Genomic DNA, 19456 nt, shown 5'->3' on the forward strand with positions numbered 1-19456 from the left:
GATTTACTGTACGTCGCCAAACAGTCCCTTCAGAAACCGCTCCAGCGCCATACGCGAACTGAAACCGTGCGGAATACCATAATGCTCATGCCGTTCACCGCCTAAATAGAGCGGAAATTGCTGATAGTGATCGCAGGTTTTAATATCCGAGGCAGGCTCAGCAAATGACAGACTTCTGTCTTTCAGCGTCGGGTGAATAATGAGAGCGGTACGTCCCATCCTGGCTTCACGATTAACATAAACATAATTCTCGCCGCGGCGATATCCATACGCTTTTGGCGTCACCTCATCCATGGTGAATCCCTCTTTTTCAAGAACGCGTGCCACCTCGTCAGGTCGTAAATACATATCTTTTCCTCGTTATCTTTTCCTGCCCGGCAACCTTACAGTAATCAGCATTAGCAGGGCTTTCAGAATAGTCCATAAACTGGCGGATAACGCGTGACGCGCTTCAGATATTAAATTTCTGAACTAAACTAAACGGGAACACAAAATTACGGAGGATCGTATGTTTAACAGACCGAACCGAAACGATATTAACGACGACGCGCAGGATATTCGTAATGATGTCAGCCAATTAGCGGACACGCTTGAGGAAGTGCTGAAATCCTGGGGATCCGATGCGAAGGATGAAGCAGATGCTGCGAAACGTAAGGCTCAGTCTCTGCTCCGTGAAACCCGCGCCCGTATGAACGGACGTTCACGCGCTACGCAGGCGGCCTGCGACATGGCAAGCTGTGCTACGACCTTCGTACGTGAAAAACCACTGTGTACGCTGGGAACCGTCGCGGCGGTCGGCATTTTTGTCGGAGCCCTGCTCAGCCTGCGTAAGTAAGCCCGCATTCTCAACCCCGGTAGCCTCAGGCGCCGGGGCTTTTTTATGCCTGTAATCCTGAAAAACCCGTACAGCCCGCCCTGCCCCGCTGAGCTCATCATCAGGGCAACATTAATCTGAATTTCCCATATCTTGTATGGTTGAATCTTTTCTCGACTACATCTAGTATTCCCTTAAGAAAGACACACACTCTATGACGCGTTAACTCGCGCCGTTTTCTCATTCTAAATGGAAATACGAATCATGAGCATTATTATTTACACTCGTAACGATTGTGTTCAGTGCCACGCCACCAAACGGGCGATGGAGAGCCGCGGCGTGGCGTTTGAGATGGTAAATATCGACCTGGTGCCCGATGCCGCGGATACCCTGCGCGAACAGGGATTTCGTCAGCTTCCGGTGGTCATTGCCGGTGATACCAGCTGGTCTGGCTTTCGCCCGGACATGATTAATCGCCTGAGCGCTCAGGCCACGCGTGCATGAGTGGGCTGGTCTTCTTCTCCAGCAGCTCAGAAAACACGCTCCGCTTTATTGAGCGCCTCGGGCTGCCTGCGGTGCGTATTCCGCTCAACGAGCGGGAGCGCATTCAGGTAGACGAACCTTACATTCTGGTGGTGCCCAGCTATGGCGGCGGCGGTACGGCAGGAGCAGTACCTCGCCAGGTGATCCGCTTTCTGAACGATCCTCATAACCGGGTACTGATTCGGGGCGTGATCGCGGCGGGCAATCGTAATTTTGGCGATGCCTTTGGCCGCGCCGGGGATGTCATCTCTCAAAAATGCGGCGTGCCGTATCTCTATCGTTTTGAACTGATGGGGACACAGCAGGACGTAGAAAACGTGCGTAAAGGAGTGAACGAATTTTGGCAACGACAACCGCAGAACGGGTAATTCAGGCGACGCCGGACTACCACGCATTAAACGCGATGCTTAACCTCTATGACCGGGAGGGGCGCATTCAGTTTGGCAAAGATCGCGAGGCGGTAGAGGCTTTTTTCGCCGCCCACGTGCGGCCCAACAGCGTGACGTTTGCAAGCCAGAATGAACGTCTCGACTATCTGGTTAACGAGGGCTACTACGAGGAGCGCGTCCTGGCCCGCTACGATCGTCCCTTCGTGGTAAGACTGTTTGAACGTGCGCACGCCAGCGGTTTTCGCTTCCAGACGTTTCTTGGCGCATGGAAGTATTACACCAGCTACACCCTGAAAACCTTCGACGGCAAACGCTACCTGGAAAGCTTTGAAGATCGCACCGTGATGGTGGCCCTGACGCTGGCCCAGGGCGATGAAGCGCTGGCTGAACGGCTGACGGAGGAGATCCTCTCCGGCCGCTTCCAGCCCGCCACGCCGACGTTTCTCAACTGTGGTAAAGCCCAGCGCGGCGAGCTGGTCTCCTGCTTCCTGCTGCGCATCGAAGACAATATGGAGTCGATTGGCCGTGCGGTGAACTCGGCGCTGCAGCTTTCCAAACGCGGCGGCGGCGTGGCGTTTCTGCTCTCGAACCTGCGGGAAGCGGGCGCGCCGATCAAACGCATCGAAAACCAGTCTTCCGGCGTCATTCCGGTGATGAAGATGCTGGAAGATGCCTTCTCCTACGCCAACCAGCTTGGCGCACGCCAGGGTGCGGGCGCGGTTTATCTGCACGCGCACCACCCGGATATTCTGCGTTTTCTGGATACCAAACGTGAAAACGCCGACGAAAAAATCCGCATCAAAACCCTCTCGCTCGGCGTGACGATCCCGGATATCACGTTTAAGCTGGCCAAAGAGAATGCCGACATGGCGCTCTTCTCGCCGTATGACGTTGAACGGATCTACGGCAAAGCGTTTGGCGACGTGGCGATAAGCGAGCTTTATGACGAGCTGGTTGCAGACGATCGCATCCGCAAGAAATACATCAACGCCCGCGATTTCTTCCAGACGCTTGCGGAAATTCAGTTTGAATCCGGCTATCCGTACATCATGTACGAGGATACGGTAAACCGCGCCAATCCGATTGCCGGGCGCATCAACATGAGCAACCTGTGCTCGGAAATTTTGCAGGTCAACAGCGCCTCCGCTTACGACGAAAACCTGGACTACGCGGAGATCGGCAAAGATATCTCCTGCAACCTCGGATCGCTCAATATTGCCCACACCATGGATTCGCCGGATTTTGGCCGCACGGTGGAAACTGCCGTTCGCGGGCTGACGGCGGTATCGGACATGAGCCACATCCGCAGCGTGCCGTCCATCGAGGCGGGCAACGCCGCGTCGCACGCCATCGGCCTGGGGCAGATGAACCTGCACGGCTATCTGGCACGGGAAGGCATCGCCTACGGCAGCCCGGAAGGGCTGGATTTCACGAATCTCTATTTCTACACCGTCACCTGGCATGCGCTGCATACCTCAATGATGCTGGCGCGCGAGCGCAACCAGCGGTTCGCAGGCTTTGAGCAGTCGCGCTACGCCAGCGGGGCGTATTTCAGCCAGTATCTGGAAGGCGACTGGCAGCCGAAAACCGAAAAAGTGCGCGCGCTGTTTGACCGCGCCGGCATTACCCTGCCGACGCGCGAGATGTGGCAGCAGCTGCGCGACGACGTGATGCGCTACGGCATTTATAACCAGAACCTGCAGGCGGTGCCGCCAACCGGTTCGATTTCCTACATCAACCACGCCACGTCGAGCATTCACCCGATCGTGTCGAAGATTGAGATTCGTAAGGAAGGCAAAACCGGACGCGTCTACTACCCTGCCCCGTTTATGACCAATGAGAACCTGGCGCTGTACCAGGACGCGTACGAGATCGGCCCGGAGAAAATCATTGATACCTACGCCGAGGCCACGAAGCACGTGGACCAGGGGCTGTCGCTGACGCTCTTCTTCCCGGACACCGCCACCACGCGGGATATCAACAAAGCGCAGATTTACGCCTGGAAGAAAGGCATCAAAACGCTGTACTACATTCGCCTGCGCCAGCTTGCGCTGGAAGGCACCGAAATCGAAGGCTGCGTGTCCTGCGCGCTGTAAGGAGAAAGGATGAAACTGTCACGCGTGAGTGCCGTTAACTGGAACAAGATTCAGGACGATAAAGACCTGGAGGTGTGGAACCGCCTGACCAGCAACTTCTGGCTGCCGGAAAAGGTGCCGCTCTCCAATGATATTCCAGCCTGGCAGACGCTGAGCCACGCCGAACAGCAGCTGACGATCCGCGTCTTTACCGGTCTGACGCTGCTGGACACTATTCAGAATACCGTCGGTGCGCCCGCGCTGATGAGCGACGCGCTGACGCCGCACGAAGAGGCGGTGATGTCGAACATCAGCTTTATGGAGGCGGTGCACGCCCGCTCCTACAGCTCGATTTTCTCGACGCTGTGCCAGACCAAAGACGTGGACGCGGCCTACGCCTGGAGTGAAGAGAGCGCGTCATTGCAGCGCAAGGCGGAACTGGTGCTGGAGTATTACCGCGCCGACGAGCCGCTGAAGAAGAGGATCGCCAGCGTGTTCCTGGAATCCTTCCTCTTCTATTCCGGCTTCTGGCTGCCCATGTACTGGTCGAGCCGGGGCAAGCTCACCAACACCGCCGATTTGATTCGCCTCATTATCCGTGACGAGGCGGTGCACGGTTATTACATCGGCTATAAGTATCAGAAAGGGCTGGAGAAAGTCAGCCCGGAAAAACGCGAGGAACTCAAAGGTTTCGCCCTCGATTTGCTGATGGATCTGTATGACAACGAGTTGAGCTATACCGAAGAGCTGTACGCCGGAACGGGCTGGGAAGAGGACGTGAAGGCGTTTCTCTGCTACAACGCGAACAAAGCGCTGATGAACCTGGGCTACGACGCGCTTTTCCCGCCGGAGATGGCGGAGGTAAACCCGGCGATCCTCGCGGCGCTGTCGCCCAATGCGGACGAAAACCACGATTTCTTCTCCGGGTCCGGATCGTCGTACGTGATGGGTAAAGCGGTGGAGACAGAAGATGAGGATTGGGATTTTTAATGTATGAATTAACGTTCATTAATTAAATATAAATCTCATTATTTCCACACCACTATTTCACCAGGCACTACACTGTAATTTCCCCGTCATATTCGCCTGATTCACACCGATTCAGGCGAATTTCCCGACGCAGCAGCAAAAAATTGAGAAAAATTCAAACCGCCCTCAGCCCTTTATTCATGGGAAATTCAGCCGTTTCGCTTGCAGCAAAATTCCGGCGTCAGGCCAACTCAGGGTTGTCTCAGATTCTCAGTATGTTAGGGTTATGCCCGTTAACAATTTACCATGGTAATCATATCGACATAAACAAATAACAGGACACTCTCTATTGCATGGCAATTAAATTAGAAGTGAAAAATCTTTATAAAATATTTGGCGAGCACCCGCAGCGCGCATTCAAATATATTGAGAAAGGGCTTTCGAAAGAGCAAATTCTGGAAAAAACCGGGCTGTCGCTTGGCGTTAAATACGCCAGTCTGGCCATTGAAGAAGGCGAGATTTTTGTCATCATGGGGTTATCCGGTTCGGGTAAATCCACTATGGTTCGCCTTCTCAATCGCCTGATTGAACCCACCCGCGGACAGGTGCTGATTGACGGCGTGGATATCGCCAGAATCTCAGACGCAGAACTCCGCGAGGTGCGCAGAAAGAAGATCGCAATGGTGTTTCAGTCATTCGCGCTCATGCCGCATATGACGGTGCTCGATAATACCGCCTTCGGTATGGAATTAGCCGGCACGCCCGCTCAGGAACGTCAGGAAAAAGCCCTGGATGCTTTGCGTCAGGTAGGGCTGGAAAATTACGCTCATGCCTACCCGGACGAGCTTTCGGGCGGGATGCGTCAGCGCGTCGGATTAGCCCGCGCGTTAGCCATTAATCCAGACATATTATTAATGGATGAAGCCTTTTCAGCCCTCGATCCTTTAATTCGCACCGAGATGCAGGATGAGCTGGTAAAATTACAGGCCAAACACCAGCGCACCATTGTCTTTATTTCTCACGATCTCGATGAAGCCATGCGTATTGGCGACCGCATTGCCATTATGCAAAATGGCGAAGTGGTGCAGGTCGGCACGCCGGATGAAATTCTGAATAATCCGGCGAATGATTACGTGCGCACCTTCTTCCGCGGCGTGGATATTAGCCAGGTATTTAGCGCGAAAGATATTGCCCGCCGAACGCCAAACGGCATTATTCGAAAAACGCCAGGCTTCGGCCCGCGCTCCGCGCTGAAGCTGTTGCAGGATGAAGACCGTGAATACGGTTATCTGGTTGAACGCGGCAATAAATTTGTCGGCGTTGTCTCCATCGACTCTCTGAAAACCGCCCTGAGCGAAAACCAGGGAATCGATGCGGCGTTGATTGACGCTCCGCTTGCCGTGGATGCCGAAACGCCGCTTAGCGAGTTGCTCTCTCACGTGGGTCAGGCGCCTTGCGCCGTGCCGGTTGTCGGTGAAGAACAACAGTACGTTGGCATCATCTCAAAACGGATGCTGCTACAGGCTTTAGATCGCGAGGGGGCAAACAATGGCTGATCAATCAAACCCATGGGGTACCACTGAAGCTGCGGACAGCGCGGCGCAATCTGCCGATGCGTGGGGTTCCACGCCCGCACCTGCCGAAGGAGGCGGCGCGGCGGACTGGCTCAACAGCGCACCCGCGCCTGCGCCAGAGCATTTCAATATTTTGGATCCGTTCCACAAGACGCTGATCCCGCTGGACAGCTGGGTGACAGAGGGGATCGACTGGGTCGTTACCCATTTCCGCCCGGTGTTCCAGGGGATCCGCATCCCGGTGGATTACATCCTGAACGGCTTCCAGCAGCTGATGCTGGGCATGCCTGCGCCCGTGGCGATAATCCTGTTCTCGCTGATCGCATGGCAGTTCGGTAGCGCGGGTATGGGCGTCGCCACGCTGATCTCCCTGATTGCCATCGGCGCGATTGGCGCGTGGTCTCAGGCGATGATTACCCTGGCGCTGGTGCTGACTGCCCTGCTCTTCTGCATTGTCATCGGCCTGCCTATGGGGATCTGGCTGGCGCGCAGCCCGCGGGCGGCGAAGATTATTCGTCCCCTGCTGGATGCGATGCAGACCACCCCGGCGTTCGTCTATCTGGTGCCTATCGTGATGCTGTTCGGCATCGGTAACGTGCCGGGCGTGGTGGTGACCATTATCTTCGCCCTGCCGCCGATTATTCGCCTGACGATCCTGGGCATTAACCAGGTGCCTGCGGATCTGATCGAGGCCTCGCGCTCGTTCGGCGCCAGCCCGCGTCAGATGCTGTTTAAGGTTCAGCTTCCGCTGGCGATGCCGACCATTATGGCGGGCGTTAACCAGACGCTGATGCTGGCACTGTCCATGGTGGTGATCGCCTCGATGATCGCCGTTGGCGGTCTCGGCCAGATGGTGCTGCGCGGTATTGGCCGTCTCGACATGGGGCTGGCGACCGTCGGCGGCGTCGGGATTGTGATCCTCGCCATTATCCTTGACCGCCTGACCCAAGCTGTCGGTCGTGATTCACGCAGTCGCGGCAACCGTCGCTGGTACACCACCGGCCCTGTCGGGTTACTGACCCGCCCATTTACAAAATAAGGAACAACGATGCGACATAACGTACTTTTTGCCACAGCGTTTGCCACCCTTGTCTCCACCAGCGCGTTTGCCGCTGACCTGCCGGGCAAAGGCATTACCGTGCAGCCGGTGCAGAGCACCATTTCGGAAGAGAGCTTCCAGACCCTGATCGTCAGCCGCGCGCTGGAGAAGCTGGGCTATACGGTCAACATGCCGAGCGAAGTGGATTACAACGTGGGCTACACCTCGATTGCCTCCGGTGATGCCACCTTTACCGCCGTGAACTGGCAGCCGCTGCACGACGACATGTATGCCGCCGCAGGTGGCGATAAGAAATTCTATCGCGAAGGCACCTTCGTGACCGGCGCGGCGCAGGGTTATCTGATCGACAAGAAAACCGCTGATAAGTACCACATCACCAATATTGAGCAGCTGAAAGATCCGAAGATCGCCAGACTGTTCGACACCAATGGTGACGGCAAGGCCGACATGATGGGCTGCTCGCCGGGCTGGGGCTGCGAAGCGGTGATTAACCACCAGAACAAAGCGTTCGATCTGGCGAAAACCGTCGACGTGAGCCACGGCAACTACTCCGCGATGATGGCCGACACCATTGCCCGCTTTAAAGAAGGCAAGCCGGTGATCTACTACACCTGGACGCCGTACTGGGTGAGCGACGTGCTGAAGCCGGGCAAAGACGTGGTGTGGTTACAGGTGCCCTTCTCCTCCCTGCCGGGCGAGCAGAAAGATATCGATACCAAACTGCCGAACGGCATGAACTATGGCTTCCCGGTGAACACCATGCACATCGTGGCGAACAAAGCCTGGGCGGAGAAAAACCCGGCTGCGGCGAAGCTGTTCTCGGTGATGAAGCTGCCGCTGGCGGACATCAACGCCCAGAATGCGATGATGCATGCGGGCAAATCCTCTGAGGCGGATGTCAAAGGCCACGTGGACGGCTGGATCAAAGCCCACCAGCAGCAGTTTGATGGCTGGGTGAAAGAGGCGCTTGCGGCGCAGAAGTAAAAACACAACACAACCTTACCCCTCCCCCCAGCCCGTCCCCCCCTCTGGGGAGAGGGTTAGGGTGAGGGGATTAACCGCACAAACACACACATAACAATCCCCCAACATTCTCAATCATTAGCTATTATGGTTTCCGGAAAAATAATCACTTAACTCACGATTCCTGAAACTAATGACAAAAACATCTCAGGGGCTTAGCCCCGCACTCATCCTTTTAATGTCCGTGGCAACGGGTCTGGCAGTCGCCAGCAACTATTACGCACAACCTCTGCTTGATACTATCGCGCGCGCCTTCGATCTTTCAGCCAGCTCCGCCGGCTTTATCGTCACCGCTGCGCAGCTAGGCTATGCGGCAGGGCTGCTGTTCCTTGTGCCATTGGGCGATATGTTTGAGCGCCGGATGCTTATCGTCTCTATGACGCTTCTGGCGGCAGGCGGCATGCTGATCACCGCCAGCAGCCAGTCGCTGACGATGATGATCGTCGGTACCGCGCTAACGGGGCTTTTCTCCGTCGTCGCGCAAATCCTGGTGCCTCTCGCCGCAACGCTCGCCTCGCCGGAAAAACGCGGCAAAGTGGTCGGCACTATCATGAGCGGCCTGCTGCTGGGCATTCTGCTGGCGCGAACCGTTGCCGGGCTGCTGGCAAGCCTCGGCGGCTGGCGCACCGTCTACTGGGTGGCGAGCGTATTGATGGTGGTGATGGCGCTGGCGCTGTGGCGCGGGCTGCCGAAGGTGAAGCAGGAGAACCACCTGAATTACCCGCAGCTTCTGGCCTCCGTGTTTAGCCTGTTCACGCAGGATAAACTGCTGCGCACCCGCGCTCTGCTGGGGTGTTTAACCTTCGCCAACTTCAGCATTCTCTGGACGTCGATGGCATTTCTGCTGGCAGCACCGCCGTTCAATTATTCCGAAGGGGTGATTGGTCTGTTCGGTCTGGCCGGTGCAGCAGGTGCACTGGGCGCTCGCCCGGCAGGCGGGCTGGCTGATAAAGGCAAATCGCACATGACCACGACAGCCGGACTGATTTTGCTCCTGCTCTCCTGGGCGGCCATCTGGTATGGGCACGTCTCGGTGCTGGCGCTGATCGTCGGTATTCTGGTGCTCGATCTCACCGTACAGGGTGTTCACATCACCAACCAGACCGTGATTTACCGCGTGAAGCCCGAGGCGCGTAACCGCCTCACGGCCGGATACATGACCAGCTACTTCATTGGTGGTGCGGCGGGTTCGTTAATATCAGCGTCGGCGTGGCAGCATGCCGGCTGGTCAGGTGTGTGCGGGATAGGAGCACTCGTCGCCGCGCTTAACCTGGTTGTATGGTGGCGCGGCTATCATCGTCAGGAAGCAATTCATTAAGTTTTACATAGCTTTGGGCCTCTTAGGGTGTAAAGGGGCCCGGCAGTCTGTTAATGTAAACGTAATCATTTATCCCAGAAATTTTAATGTGGGTGACATATCTACAATTGGCATGAATAGTTCAGACCCCCGTCCCCACATCCTCTCTTCAGCGGGTTTATACCCTACGCTTTCTGTGCTCACCGGGTCACGGACTTACCCGGCGCTCTTTGATGGTGGCATTCGTTTGGCGGATATAACCGCACAAATAATTCATTTACATTATTTGTCACCATCGTTACTATATCAGCTGTAATTAATGAGGTTATGCCCAAAATGGATAGTTCGTTTACGCCCATTGAACAAATGCTTAAATTCCGCGCCAGTCGTCATGAGGACTTCCCTTATCAGGAAATCCTGCTGACCCGCCTGTGCATGCACATGCAGGGTAAGCTGCTGGAAAATCGTAATAAAATGCTGAAAGCTCAAGGGATTAACGAGACGTTGTTTATGGCGTTGATTACGCTGGAGTCTCAGGAAAACCATAGCATTCAGCCTTCTGAGCTGAGCTGCGCGCTGGGATCGTCCCGTACCAATGCGACCCGTATTGCCGATGAGCTGGAAAAGCGCGGCTGGATTGAGCGCCGTGAAAGCGATAACGATCGCCGCTGCCTGCATCTGCAATTGACCGATAAAGGTCACCAGTTCCTGCGTGAGGTGCTGCCACCTCAGCACAATTGCCTGCACAAACTCTGGTCTGCCCTCAGTACTTCCGAGCGCGACCAGCTTGAGCATATCACTCGCAAGCTGCTCACCCGTCTGGACCAGATGGATGAAGAAGGCGCTGTTCTTGAGGCGCTGCGCTAACGCGACGACACGCTCAACAATCCAGATTTATATAAGAAAACCGACAGGCCAGCACGTCACACTGCTGGCCTTTCTGACAACAGGTCGGCTCAGCCGATGTGAAAATAAGAAGATCGTGGAGAACAACAATGAGCGCAAATGCGGAGAGCACTACCCCGCAGCAACCGGCCAATAAGAAAGGCAAACGTAAAAGTGCCCTTCTTCTGTTGACCTTGCTCTTTATTATTATTGCCGTGGCATATGGGATCTATTGGTTTTTAGTATTGCGTCATGCAGAAGAGACTGACGACGCATACGTGGCAGGGAACCAGGTACAGATTATGGCGCAGGTGTCGGGCAGCGTGACGAAAGTCTGGGCTGACAATACCGACTTTGTGCAAAAAGGCGATGTGTTGGTGACCCTCGATCCAACCGACGCCCAGCAGGCCTTTGAGAAAGCCCAGACCGCGCTGGCCTCCAGCGTCCGTCAGACCCGCCAGCTGATGATCAACAGTAAACAGCTGCAGGCCAACATCGACGTGCAGAAAACCGCACTCGCGCAGGCGCAGAGCGACCTGAACCGCCGTGTACCGCTCGGCACCGCTAACCTGATTGGCCGTGAAGAGCTGCAGCACGCGCGCGACGCGGTTGCCAGTGCCCAGGCACAGCTGGACGTGGCGATTCAACAGTACAACGCCAACCAGGCGATGGTGCTCGGCACCAGCCTCGAAAACCAGCCCGCCGTACAACAGGCGGCGACTGAAGTACGCAACGCATGGCTTGCCCTGCAGCGTACCAAAATCGTCAGCCCGATGACCGGCTACGTCTCCCGCCGTTCCGTCCAGCCAGGGGCGCAGATTAGCCCGACCACGCCGCTGATGGCGGTCGTGCCGGCAGACAACCTGTGGGTAGACGCCAACTTTAAAGAGACGCAGCTCGCCCATATGCGTATCGGCCAGACCGCAACCGTGGTCAGCGACATCTACGGCGATGACGTGAAGTACACCGGGAAAGTGGTGGGTCTGGATATGGGGACCGGCAGCGCTTTCTCCCTGCTGCCTGCGCAAAACGCCACCGGCAACTGGATCAAAGTGGTTCAGCGTCTGCCCGTGCGTATCGAGCTGGATGCCAAACAGCTGGCGGATCACCCGCTGCGTATCGGCCTCTCAACGCTTGTAACGGTCGATACCGCCAACCGCGACGGTCAGATCCTGGCAAGCCAGGTGCGTAGCAGCCCGGTTTATGAAAGTAACGCCCGTGAAATTAGCCTCGATCCGGTCAACAAACTGATCGATGACATCGTGAAGGCAAACGCCGGTTAAACCGAAGGTGAGCGTTATGCAACAGCAAAAGCCGCAAAAACCGCTGGAAGGCGCGCAGCTGGTCATTATGACCATTGCGCTGTCGCTGGCGACATTCATGCAGGTGCTGGACTCCACCATCGCAAACGTGGCGATCCCAACCATCGCCGGCAACCTTGGCTCGTCGCTGAGCCAGGGGACCTGGGTCATTACTTCGTTTGGGGTGGCAAACGCCATCTCCATCCCTATCACCGGCTGGCTGGCGAAGCGCGTCGGTGAGGTGAAGCTGTTCCTCTGGTCCACGGTAGCGTTTGTTCTTGCCTCCTGGGCGTGCGGCATGTCCAGCAGCCTGACGATGCTGATTTTCTTCCGCGTCATTCAGGGGATTGTCGCCGGGCCGCTGATCCCGCTGTCGCAGAGTTTGCTGCTGAGCAATTACCCCCCAGCAAAACGTTCGGTCGCGCTGGCGCTGTGGTCAATGACCGTTATCGTCGCACCTATCTGCGGACCGATTCTGGGCGGGTACATCAGCGATAACTACCACTGGGGCTGGATCTTCTTTATCAACGTACCGATTGGCGCCGTCGTGGTATTGATGACGCTGCAGTCGCTGCGGGGACGAGAGACGCGCACCGAACAGCGCCGTATCGACAGCATCGGGCTGGCGCTGCTGATCCTGGGTATCGGCAGTCTGCAGATCATGCTCGACCGCGGTAAAGAGCTCGACTGGTTCAACTCGCAGGAGATCATCATCCTGACCATTGTCGCGGTGGTGTCGATAAGCTTCCTGATTGTCTGGGAGCTGACGGACGACAACCCGATTGTCGATCTCTCGCTCTTCAAATCGCGAAACTTCACCATCGGCTGCCTGTGTATCAGCCTCGCCTATATGCTCTACTTCGGCGCGATTGTTCTGCTGCCGCAGCTGTTGCAGGAGGTGTATGGCTATACCGCGACCTGGGCGGGTCTGGCCTCAGCGCCCGTTGGGGTGATCCCGGTTCTGCTGTCGCCGATTATTGGCCGCTTCGCCCACAAGCTCGACATGCGTCGGCTGGTGACGTTCAGCTTCATTATGTACGCCGTGTGCTTCTACTGGCGCGCGTACACCTTTGAGCCGGGAATGGACTTTGGCGCCTCGGCGTGGCCACAGTTCATTCAGGGCTTCGCGGTGGCGTGCTTCTTTATGCCGCTGACCACCATCACGCTCTCTGGCTTACCGCCTGAGCGTCTGGCGGCCGCGTCGAGCCTGTCGAACTTCACCCGTACGCTGGCGGGCTCTATCGGGACGTCGATCACCACCACCCTGTGGACCAACCGTGAATCGATGCACCACGCCCAGCTGACCGAAGCGGTGAACCCGTTCAACCCGAACTCCCGCGAAATGTACAACCAGCTTCAGGGAATGGGGATGACGGAGCAGCAGGCGTCCGGCTGGATTGCCCAGCAGATCACCAACCAGGGGCTGATTATCTCGGCCAACGAGATTTTCTGGATATCTGCGGGGATCTTCATCGTCCTGCTGGGGCTGGTGTGGTTTGCCAGACCGCCGTTTGGCGCCGGTGGCGGCGGCGGAGGGGCGCACTAATTCGCGTTGTCCAGAACGCGACAGCGATTGTCAGTTTCGATAAAGCAGCGCTCCTGAAATCACTTCACGATAGTGAAAAGACAACAGGAGCGCATTATGCTGAACACACCCGCCGACAAATACCAGCCTTATCCCACCGTTTCATTGCCCGACCGCCGCTGGCCGGAGCAGACCATCACCCGCGCGCCGCGCTGGCTCTCGACAGACTTACGCGACGGCAACCAGGCGCTTGCCGAGCCGATGGACAGCGCGCGCAAGCTGCAGTTCTGGGATTTGCTGCTGGGCTGCGGATTTAAAGAGATTGAGGTCGCCTTCCCGTCCGCCTCGCAGACCGACTTCAACTTTGTCCGCCAGCTTATCGAAGAGAACCGCATTCCGGATGACGTCACGATTCAGGTGTTAACACAGGCGCGGGAAGATCTTATCCATCGTACTTTTGAATCCCTGCGCGGCGCGAAGCAGGCCACCGTCCACCTGTATAACGCCACCGCCCCGCTGTTCCGCCGCCTGGTGTTCGGCATGGAGAAAGCGCAGATCGTCGAGCTGGCCACCCGCGCCACGCGGCTTATCCGCCAGCTTTGTGAAGAGAACCCTGAAACCCGCTGGCAGTACGAGTACTCCCCGGAAACCTTCTGCTTTACCGAGCCGGAGTTTGCGCTGGAGATTTGTGAAGCCGTGGCGGAGATCTGGCAGCCGTGCGATGAACGGCCAATGGTGATCAACTTACCCGCTACCGTCGAGGTCAGTACGCCGAACGTCTATGCCGATCAGATCGAGTATTTCTGCCGCCACTTCAGCCGCCGCCGCGACGTGTGCATCAGCGTGCATCCGCATAACGACCGCGGAACGGGCGTCGCCAGCGCGGAGCTGGCGGTGATGGCCGGGGCCGACCGCGTAGAGGGCTGCCTTTTTGGCAACGGCGAACGCACGGGCAACGTTTGCCTGGTAACGCTGGCGATGAACCTCTACAGCCAGGGCATTAGTCCCAATCTGGACTTTAGCGATATGAATCGGGTGGTCGAAACGGTAGAGGCCTGCAACCAGTTGCCTGTCCATCCGCGCCATCCGTGGGCTGGACGGCTGGCCTATACCGCCTTCTCCGGCTCGCACCAGGACGCCATCAAGAAAGGCTTTGATGCCCGCAGGCCTGGCGATCGCTGGGAGATGCCCTATCTGCCCGTCGATCCGCAGGACATCGGCTGCACCTACGAAGCGGTGATCCGCGTGAACAGCCAGTCAGGAAAAAGCGGCAGCGCCTGGCTTATTGAGCAAAACCACGGCCTGAAGCTGCCCCGTGCCCTGCAGCAGGATTTTAGCCAGCACGTGCAGCAGGAAACGGATCGCCACGGGAAAGAAATGACGCAGAACGCGCTGTGGCAGCTATTCCGCACCCGCTACGGGCTGGTAACGACGCCGCAGCTGGCGCTGCAATCCTACCGCAGCGACGGCCAGCAGGACGGCCAGCTGCGGCTGACGGCAAATGTCGTCACGCAGGGGGGAACGCGCCAGCTGGAGGGTCAGGGCAACGGTCTGCTCTCCGCTGCCGCGCAGGGCCTGAGCCGCTGGGTCAACGCGCCGTTTGTGATTAAGGATTATCACGAACATACGCTGGGCGAACGCAGCGACAGCCGCTCGGTGGCCTATATCCGCTGCCTGTTCCAGGACGGCACCAGCAGCTGGGGCGTGGGCATTGACAGCGACGTGGCGCGCGCGTCGCTTCAGGCGCTGTTTAACGCGGTCAGTCGTTCTTAAAGTAATCGCTGGGAGAGATACCCATCGCCCGGCGGAGCATCGCCGTAAAGGCGCTGTGGCTGCCGTATCCCAGATCCAGCGCCACGCGCAGCACCGGCTGGCCCTGCGCCAGCCGCACTAAGGCTTCCAGCAGGCGCGCCCTTCTCACCCACTCGCCGTAGCTTAACCCGGTCTGCTGCTGAAAATGGCGGTTCAGCGTACGCTCGCTCATGCCGAGCAAGCTCGCGCTCTGTTGACCGCTCCAGCTTTCACCTGGTAACTGACGGACCTGCCGACACAGCTGGCGTAACGCTTCACTTTCCGGCTCCGGCAGGTGAAACGGCAGCACCGGCATGATGCGAATTTCATCCAGAATGAGCTCATACACGCGCTCGTCACGGCTTCCCGGCGAGTACGACTCAGGTAGCGTCAGGGAGGTGAGGATCAGCTCACGCAGCAGCGGGGAGATCTGCACGATCTGACAGGTCGCCGGGAGATCGGCTCGCGCCAGCGGATCGATAAACAGCGTGCGGGCTGCAACGTTGCCGGTGATGCGAAGCGAGTGCTGTGTCCCCGCCGGTAGCCAGACGCCGCGCCCAGGCGGCACTACCCAGCAGCCGGATGCGGTATCGACCCGCACGACGCCCGCCAGGCTGTGCAGCAGCTGCGCGCAGTCGTGCTCATGCCACGGCTCGCTATCGCCATGAGCATAATCATGCGAAAACGGCACAAGTGGGCGATGGGTAAAGGAGAAGGTGGTGGTTGTCGTCATGAGGATTGTAAGCCCGGCCAGCGAAGCGCCACCGGGCATCCACAGGCACAATACTAGATGTGCAGTTCCTGCAGTTTTTCTTTTGGCAGGGCCAGCTCTTCATTGCTGTTCACGCGAACGTCACGCTCGATGATGTGACGGGCAATTTCCTGGGCTTCTTCCAGAGAGTGCATCTGGTAAGTGCCGCACTGGTAAACGTTAAGCTCAGGGATCTGGTTCTGCTCTTTCACTTTCAGCACGTCTTCCATCGCCGCTTTCCACGCATCGGCGACGCGTTTCTCTTCAGGCTGACCAATCAGGCTCATGTAGAAGCCGGTACGGCAGCCCATCGGAGAGATGTCGATGATCTCAACGCCGTTGCCGTTCAGGTGGTCACGCATGAAACCGGCGAACAGGTGTTCCAGGGTGTGAATGCCTTTCTCCGGCATCACTTCTTTATTCGGCACGCAGAAGCGCAGATCGAAGACGGTGATCGTGTCGCCGTGCGGGGTGTGCATGGTCTTCGCCACGCGGACTGCAGGTGCTTCCATACGGGTATGGTCGACAGTAAAGCTATCTAATAACGGCATACGTCACCTCCGATAGTGATTTTTTTTAAAATAAACTGAACTCTTCTACAGAATGCACGTCTGAGTATATGAAAGACGCGCATTTGTTATCATCATCCCTGAATTCAGAGATGTATATTTTGGCCACAGCGATGTGGCCTTTTTCTTTTCTGCTTAAGCCTGCTTCGCCAGAAACGCCTCAAACGACTCCGTATCCGCCGCTTCAACCTCTTTCTGACGCACCAGGGACGCGTCGCGCTCCGCGACAAAATCCGCTTCGCTCAGGATCTCTAACGGCTCCTGCATCAGCATCTCACGATACTCCGCTGAGAGTGAACGCCCCGTGCCGCCAATCCCCTGCTCGATCATGGTGCGCAAAATGCGCGCAGAGAACGTCAGTTCCGGGTTATCAAAGCATTCCACCAGCTGGTCGCAAATCTGTTGATACGCGTCGCCGCCGTCGATGCTGTCCAGAGTGCGGGCAACACGCTTCAGGTCACGGAACAGATCCTTACCAACCTTAGCCAGCGGGAACTGCGCTGTTTCGCAGCCAATACCCAGCGTCAGACCCGGTTTACGACCTTCCAGAATCACGCGGTTCCAGTTCGTGCGCGTACAAAGCAGTTCGTCTGAACTCATTTCCGGCGCATCCGCCAGCGCGCACCAGACCATAAACAGATCCAGGAAGCGAACCTGCTGCTCGTCAACGCCAACCGGTGAGAACGGGTTGATGTCCAGCGAGCGCACTTCAATGTATTCAATGCCGCCGCGCTGCAGCGCATCCGACGGCGTTTCACCGCTGCGCGTCACGCGTTTCGGACGAATTGGCGCATACAGTTCGTTTTCAATCTGCAATACGTTGCTGTTGATTTGCAGGCGCTTTCCGTCTTTTTCGAGGCCGATTTTCGCGTACTCTTCCGACGGAGTTTTAATCGCCCGCTTCAATCCTGCCACATATTCGTGCAATTCGTTAAACGTAATACCGAGATTGCTTTGCGATTTATTGGTATAGCCCAGATCGCTCATGCGCAGAGAAGTCGCGTACGGGAGATAGTACATGCCGCACTCGGTTTTTTCGAACGGCAGCGTGGTCGGTTTCCCCTGCAGGAACGATGAACAAATGGCAGGCGACGCGCCAAACAGATACGGAATCACCCAGCCAAAACGGTAATAGTTGCGGATCAGACGGAAATAACCGGCGGAGATCGCTTCTTTATCCGTTTCTCCCCCCTTCGCCTGCCAGAACGCCATCGGCAAAGAGAAATTGTAATGCACGCCAGAGATCGTCTGCATCAGCGCGCCGTAGCGATTTTTAAGACCTTCGCGATAGAGCGTTTTCAGCCGACCGATGTTTGACGTGCCGTACTGCGCCAGCTCAATCTCCTGGCCCTGCTCGATATAGCACGGCATGCTGAGCGGCCACATACGCTCATCGCTGAGATTGCGCGCGGTGTAGCGATGGATGTCGCGCAGGATCGTCAGCATATGATCAATATCGCCGTCCACCGGCGTAATGAACTCCAGCAGCGCTTCAGCGAAATCGGTTGTGATCCATTTATGTGTCAGCGCCGAGCCTAACGCCTTCGGGTGACCCGTCGTCGCTAAGCTACCGTCCGCGTTAACGCGCAGCGTTTCACGCTCAAGACCACGCTGAATACCCTTCAGAGCCTGAGGGTGGTTTTCCAGCCAGGCCAGCGCCTGAGATACGTCCGGGATCAAATTGACCTCCCGCCTGTCAAAGTAATGTTACTCAGCATAATTGTAATGGTTGACGATTGAAGGTCGCGTATTCATTCCACCAATTAGTGCCACCACGTCATACCCTGTAGTGTTGCCCACGCCACGAGAACATAGCGCAACGCCTTGCCAAGGCACAAAAAAAAGAGCACCGGTCCCCAGGAGATGCGCATCCATCCCGCCAGCAGACACAGTAAATCGCCTATTACAGGCATCCAGCTTAATAACAGCGTGGCAGCGCCATAGCGTTTTAGCCAGCCGACTGCCTTTTCCTGCCAGCGCGATTTTTCGCGCAGCGGAAAGAAACGCCCAAGAATAACGTTAGTCAGCCCTCCAAGGCTATTACCCATTGTTGCTATTAATACAAGCAGCCAGGGCTGACTCACGCCGGACAACAGCATCGCCACCAGTACCACTTCCGAATTTCCCGGTAACAGCGTGGCGCTTAGAAAACTGCTGGCGAATAATGAGGCAAGTGACAGCGCGTCACTCACAGTAAGCGCACATCCACCGCCGCCATTCCGGCATCACGCGCGGCCTGAATACCGAAGTCGGCATCTTCAAACACGACGCATTTTGCCGCCGGTACGCCCATTAATTCTGCGCAAAGCAGGAAGGTATCCGGCGCGGGCTTGTGATTTTTAACATGATCGGCGGCCACCACGGCAGAAAAATAGTGGCGCAGGCCAAGATGGTTGAGCAACGCTTCTGCTATCGCGCTCTCGCTGCCCGTCCCGACAGACATCGGGCGACGCCCGTGCCACTCTTTTACCACATCAATCAGTGGCAGAGGGCGTACGGTATCTAAAAGCATGGCTTTTACCGCATCGGTTTTTTCACGCGCGAGAAGGTGTGGGTCGAGATCGGCCTGATTCAGTTCAATCACGGCCTGCGCAATACGCCAGGTTGGGGATCCGTTGAGGGCAATCATCGCCTGAAGGTCGAAACGCATGCCGTAGCGGCCAAGGACCTCGGTCCAGGCTTGACGATGCGTGGGTTCAGTATCCAGGATGGTGCCATCCATGTCGAAGATCAAACCGTCATACTGTGCGTACATCGTGCTCTCGCTAAACGATTAACAAAGCATTACTTTATCGTAAAAGGGGGTTTTTGTCGCTGACAGAGAGTGTGATTGCTGACGGAACGTCGAAGGAATAGACAAAAGAAGAGAAGATGGTGCATCCGGGAGGAT

The 19456-nt window shown here is 56.8% G+C and carries 19 protein-coding genes; 13 read left to right on the top strand and 6 right to left on the bottom strand.

Annotated elements, in window-relative coordinates; translation table 11 throughout:
• Window positions 1-3: 3 nt before the first annotated feature.
• Window positions 4-348 (bottom strand): DUF2002 family protein, encoded by a 345-nt coding sequence (locus INF77_RS04580; RefSeq protein ID WP_023308923.1) that lies wholly within the window; start codon window positions 346-348, stop codon window positions 4-6.
• 160 nt (window positions 349-508) lie between these two features.
• Between INF77_RS04580 and INF77_RS04585 the strand changes: the two genes are divergently transcribed.
• The 13 genes from INF77_RS04585 (at window position 509) to leuA (ending at window position 15228) form a co-directional block, all read left to right on the top strand.
• Window positions 509-835, top strand: coding sequence for a DUF883 domain-containing protein (locus INF77_RS04585; protein ID WP_023308924.1), 327 nt, complete (start codon window positions 509-511; stop codon window positions 833-835).
• 243 nt (window positions 836-1078) lie between these two features.
• Entirely contained in the window at window positions 1079-1318 is a 240-nt protein-coding gene (gene nrdH, locus INF77_RS04590; protein ID WP_032644910.1) for a glutaredoxin-like protein NrdH, read from the top strand.
• On the top strand, window positions 1315-1725 hold the full coding sequence (nrdI, locus tag INF77_RS04595) for a class Ib ribonucleoside-diphosphate reductase assembly flavoprotein NrdI (RefSeq protein ID WP_041908531.1): 411 nt from the start codon (window positions 1315-1317) through the stop codon (window positions 1723-1725). The genes nrdH and nrdI overlap by 4 nt, the downstream gene beginning before the upstream one ends.
• On the top strand, window positions 1698-3842 hold the full coding sequence (nrdE, locus tag INF77_RS04600; RefSeq protein WP_150144955.1) for a class 1b ribonucleoside-diphosphate reductase subunit alpha: 2145 nt from the start codon (window positions 1698-1700) through the stop codon (window positions 3840-3842). Before nrdI ends, nrdE begins: the two co-directional genes overlap by 28 nt.
• Window positions 3843-3851: 9 nt before the next feature.
• Window positions 3852-4811, top strand: coding sequence for a class 1b ribonucleoside-diphosphate reductase subunit beta (gene nrdF / locus INF77_RS04605; RefSeq protein ID WP_193532609.1), 960 nt, complete (start codon window positions 3852-3854; stop codon window positions 4809-4811).
• A 332-nt stretch (window positions 4812-5143) separates the two neighbouring features.
• On the top strand, window positions 5144-6346 hold the full coding sequence (gene proV, locus INF77_RS04610) for a glycine betaine/L-proline ABC transporter ATP-binding protein ProV (protein WP_193532608.1): 1203 nt from the start codon (window positions 5144-5146) through the stop codon (window positions 6344-6346).
• On the top strand, window positions 6339-7403 hold the full coding sequence (proW, locus tag INF77_RS04615) for a glycine betaine/L-proline ABC transporter permease ProW (protein ID WP_069732788.1): 1065 nt from the start codon (window positions 6339-6341) through the stop codon (window positions 7401-7403). Before proV ends, proW begins: the two co-directional genes overlap by 8 nt.
• 9 nt (window positions 7404-7412) lie before the next feature.
• Window positions 7413-8408 carry a glycine betaine/L-proline ABC transporter substrate-binding protein ProX gene (gene proX / locus INF77_RS04620; protein WP_193532607.1) on the top strand — a complete coding sequence of 332 codons (996 nt, stop codon included), beginning with the start codon at window positions 7413-7415 and terminating at the stop codon, window positions 8406-8408.
• A 172-nt stretch (window positions 8409-8580) separates the two neighbouring features.
• The gene (locus INF77_RS04625; protein WP_028014180.1) at window positions 8581-9765 is read left to right on the top strand and encodes an MFS transporter; all 1185 of its coding nucleotides are present in this window, start codon (window positions 8581-8583) and stop codon (window positions 9763-9765) included.
• A gap of 315 nt (window positions 9766-10080) precedes the next feature.
• Window positions 10081-10611 carry a transcriptional repressor MprA gene (mprA, locus tag INF77_RS04630; RefSeq protein WP_041911975.1) on the top strand — a complete coding sequence of 177 codons (531 nt, stop codon included), beginning with the start codon at window positions 10081-10083 and terminating at the stop codon, window positions 10609-10611.
• Between the two features lie 128 nt (window positions 10612-10739).
• Window positions 10740-11912 (top strand): multidrug efflux MFS transporter periplasmic adaptor subunit EmrA, encoded by a 1173-nt coding sequence (gene emrA, locus INF77_RS04635; protein ID WP_021241959.1) that lies wholly within the window; start codon window positions 10740-10742, stop codon window positions 11910-11912.
• A gap of 16 nt (window positions 11913-11928) precedes the next feature.
• Window positions 11929-13476, top strand: coding sequence for a multidrug efflux MFS transporter permease subunit EmrB (gene emrB / locus INF77_RS04640; RefSeq protein WP_126344973.1), 1548 nt, complete (start codon window positions 11929-11931; stop codon window positions 13474-13476).
• Between the two features lie 96 nt (window positions 13477-13572).
• Window positions 13573-15228: a 2-isopropylmalate synthase gene (gene leuA, locus INF77_RS04645; protein ID WP_193532606.1), complete on the top strand. Its 1656-nt coding sequence runs from the start codon at window positions 13573-13575 to the stop codon at window positions 15226-15228.
• Here the strand turns inward: leuA and INF77_RS04650 are convergent.
• From INF77_RS04650 to yqaB, 5 genes are all read right to left on the bottom strand, one after another.
• Window positions 15215-15979, bottom strand: a complete 765-nt coding sequence (locus tag INF77_RS04650; RefSeq protein ID WP_193532605.1) for a helix-turn-helix domain-containing protein — start codon at window positions 15977-15979, stop codon at window positions 15215-15217. The genes leuA and INF77_RS04650 overlap by 14 nt on opposite strands.
• 53 nt (window positions 15980-16032) lie before the next feature.
• Window positions 16033-16548: an S-ribosylhomocysteine lyase gene (luxS, locus tag INF77_RS04655; protein ID WP_008499539.1), complete on the bottom strand. Its 516-nt coding sequence runs from the start codon at window positions 16546-16548 to the stop codon at window positions 16033-16035.
• A gap of 153 nt (window positions 16549-16701) precedes the next feature.
• Window positions 16702-18246 carry a glutamate--cysteine ligase gene (gene gshA / locus INF77_RS04660; protein ID WP_193532604.1) on the bottom strand — a complete coding sequence of 515 codons (1545 nt, stop codon included), beginning with the start codon at window positions 18244-18246 and terminating at the stop codon, window positions 16702-16704.
• An 83-nt stretch (window positions 18247-18329) separates the two neighbouring features.
• Window positions 18330-18758, bottom strand: coding sequence for a YqaA family protein (locus tag INF77_RS04665; protein WP_008499541.1), 429 nt, complete (start codon window positions 18756-18758; stop codon window positions 18330-18332).
• A complete protein-coding gene (yqaB, locus tag INF77_RS04670; RefSeq protein WP_028014186.1) occupies window positions 18755-19321 on the bottom strand; it encodes a fructose-1-phosphate/6-phosphogluconate phosphatase in 567 nt (188 codons plus the stop codon). Before yqaB ends, INF77_RS04665 begins: the two co-directional genes overlap by 4 nt.
• Window positions 19322-19456: the final 135 nt, after the last annotated feature.

Source organism: Enterobacter cloacae complex sp. P1B, from assembly GCF_014982345.1.
Lineage (GTDB): Bacteria > Pseudomonadota > Gammaproteobacteria > Enterobacterales > Enterobacteriaceae > Enterobacter > Enterobacter bugandensis.

What these genes read in the sequence shown, in the direction of transcription:
- leuA (WP_193532606.1), top strand. Translation starts at nt 13,573, where the DNA reads ATGCTGAACACACCCGCCGACAAATACCAGCCTTATCCCACCGTTTCA.
- INF77_RS04585 (WP_023308924.1), top strand. Translation starts at nt 509, where the DNA reads ATGTTTAACAGACCGAACCGAAACGATATTAACGACGACGCGCAGGAT.
- yqaB (WP_028014186.1), bottom strand. Translation starts at nt 19,321, where the DNA reads ATGTACGCACAGTATGACGGTTTGATCTTCGACATGGATGGCACCATC.
- proX (WP_193532607.1), top strand. Translation starts at nt 7,413, where the DNA reads ATGCGACATAACGTACTTTTTGCCACAGCGTTTGCCACCCTTGTCTCC.
- emrB (WP_126344973.1), top strand. Translation starts at nt 11,929, where the DNA reads ATGCAACAGCAAAAGCCGCAAAAACCGCTGGAAGGCGCGCAGCTGGTC.
- proW (WP_069732788.1), top strand. Translation starts at nt 6,339, where the DNA reads ATGGCTGATCAATCAAACCCATGGGGTACCACTGAAGCTGCGGACAGC.
- INF77_RS04650 (WP_193532605.1), bottom strand. Translation starts at nt 15,979, where the DNA reads ATGACGACAACCACCACCTTCTCCTTTACCCATCGCCCACTTGTGCCG.
- nrdF (WP_193532609.1), top strand. Translation starts at nt 3,852, where the DNA reads ATGAAACTGTCACGCGTGAGTGCCGTTAACTGGAACAAGATTCAGGAC.
- emrA (WP_021241959.1), top strand. Translation starts at nt 10,740, where the DNA reads ATGAGCGCAAATGCGGAGAGCACTACCCCGCAGCAACCGGCCAATAAG.
- mprA (WP_041911975.1), top strand. Translation starts at nt 10,081, where the DNA reads ATGGATAGTTCGTTTACGCCCATTGAACAAATGCTTAAATTCCGCGCC.
- INF77_RS04580 (WP_023308923.1), bottom strand. Translation starts at nt 348, where the DNA reads ATGTATTTACGACCTGACGAGGTGGCACGCGTTCTTGAAAAAGAGGGA.
- luxS (WP_008499539.1), bottom strand. Translation starts at nt 16,548, where the DNA reads ATGCCGTTATTAGATAGCTTTACTGTCGACCATACCCGTATGGAAGCA.
- INF77_RS04625 (WP_028014180.1), top strand. Translation starts at nt 8,581, where the DNA reads ATGACAAAAACATCTCAGGGGCTTAGCCCCGCACTCATCCTTTTAATG.
- nrdH (WP_032644910.1), top strand. Translation starts at nt 1,079, where the DNA reads ATGAGCATTATTATTTACACTCGTAACGATTGTGTTCAGTGCCACGCC.
- nrdI (WP_041908531.1), top strand. Translation starts at nt 1,315, where the DNA reads ATGAGTGGGCTGGTCTTCTTCTCCAGCAGCTCAGAAAACACGCTCCGC.
- proV (WP_193532608.1), top strand. Translation starts at nt 5,144, where the DNA reads ATGGCAATTAAATTAGAAGTGAAAAATCTTTATAAAATATTTGGCGAG.